This is a genomic window from Candidatus Similichlamydia epinepheli (assembly GCF_003056015.1).
Genome location: NZ_PPEU01000143.1, coordinates 1 through 1,261, shown reverse-complemented (window position 1 = coordinate 1,261; position 1,261 = coordinate 1). Strand labels below are relative to the sequence as shown.

2 protein-coding genes are annotated in these 1,261 nt (G+C 42.3%); both read right to left on the bottom strand.

The genetic code is table 11. From position 1 onward, the window contains the following. Nucleotides 1-25: 25 nt before the first annotated feature. Nucleotides 26-913 carry a tRNA ligase subunit PheS family protein gene (locus GCCT14_RS04990; protein ID WP_108624459.1) on the bottom strand — a complete coding sequence of 296 codons (888 nt, stop codon included), beginning with the start codon at nucleotides 911-913 and terminating at the stop codon, nucleotides 26-28. A 7-nt stretch (nucleotides 914-920) separates the two neighbouring features. Next, nucleotides 921-1,261, bottom strand: a 341-nt coding sequence (gene rplT / locus GCCT14_RS04985; RefSeq protein WP_108624458.1) for a 50S ribosomal protein L20, incomplete at its 5' end; no start/stop codon positions are given.

Sequence of the window (1,261 nt, the reverse complement as noted above, 5' to 3'; positions counted from 1 at the left end):
GGAAAGAGCGAGAAGGTCGCAAAAGTCAGCAAGGTGTGAAAGTAAAGGATATAAAAATCAGACCAAATATTACTTCCCATGATTTGGAAATATCGACTTCTATTCCTGGTTCCACAAATGGGAAATAACTAGAACGAAAACGCAATTTGTTGGACTTCCCTAAAAAAGAAGCATAGAAAACTTCAAGAGTAGAAAGGAGGTCTCCTAAACGAACATCTCGATCCACATAAAGACCTTCGATCTGATGGAAAACACTTAATGAACGTGAAGAGACTTCTTCATTACGAAAACATTTTCCTGGAACCACAAAACGAATAGGAGGCGGTTGACTCCGCATGAGTAGCACTTGCGCATTAGACGTCTGCGAACGAAGGGTAGAGCCCCCAGGTAAGTAATAGGTGTCCTGTTCAAGCCGTGCTGGATGACTTTTTGGAAAATTTAGAAGATCAAACATCACCTCTTCTGGTCCAATCTCCTCTCCGAAACGAACCGAAAAGCCCATGGAAGACAATATTTCCAATGCTCTAAAAAGAGTCTCAAGGAGAGGATGTGCAGAACCAACCCATTTTGTTCTTCCGGGAAGCGTCATGTCAACGCGCTCTGCACTAATCCTTTCAGTCAATTCCCGATGCTCAATTCTCAATTCGGCCTCAGAGATCAACTCCTCTATCTGGGTTTTCTGTTCGTTCAAAATCTTGCCAGCTTGCAAACGATCCGAGCCCTCTGCCAGCTGACCTATAGAACGAATAAGCGAAGAAAGAACGCTTTTCCTTCCTAAAAATCGAACTCTAAGTAGTTTAAGAGCTTCCTTTTCATTTTCCGAAGAACCAACGATAGAAATCTGCTTATCAAAAGCAAAACGCTCTTCGCGAACAGACTCAATGACACTCGACAAAGAAAGAGACTCTTTCATAGGGGAACTAGATACCTACAGCAGCTTTCGCTTTCCGAGCTAATTGGGTAAAAGCTTCCCAGTCGTGCACGGCCATTTCAGAAAGAATCTTACGATTGAGATCACAACCAACCTTACTAAGTCCAGCCATAAATGCAGAATAAGAGATACCACAAATCCTAGATGCAATCCCAATGCGCACAATCCACAAAGAACGAAAGTCTCTTTTTCGTAATTTACGATGCTCAGTTGAGTAAGCTTCAGCCTTCATTACAGCATTTTTGGTAACACGCAAATGATTCTTACGATCTCCCCAAAAACCCTTTGCTGCTTTTCTCAAACGCTTTTTTCTTCGTTTACTTGCAAGCT

Excerpts from the sequence above, each read along its gene's own strand:
- GCCT14_RS04990 (WP_108624459.1), bottom strand. The coding sequence starts at position 913 with ATGAAAGAGTCTCTTTCTTTGTCGAGTGTCATTGAGTCTGTTCGCGAA.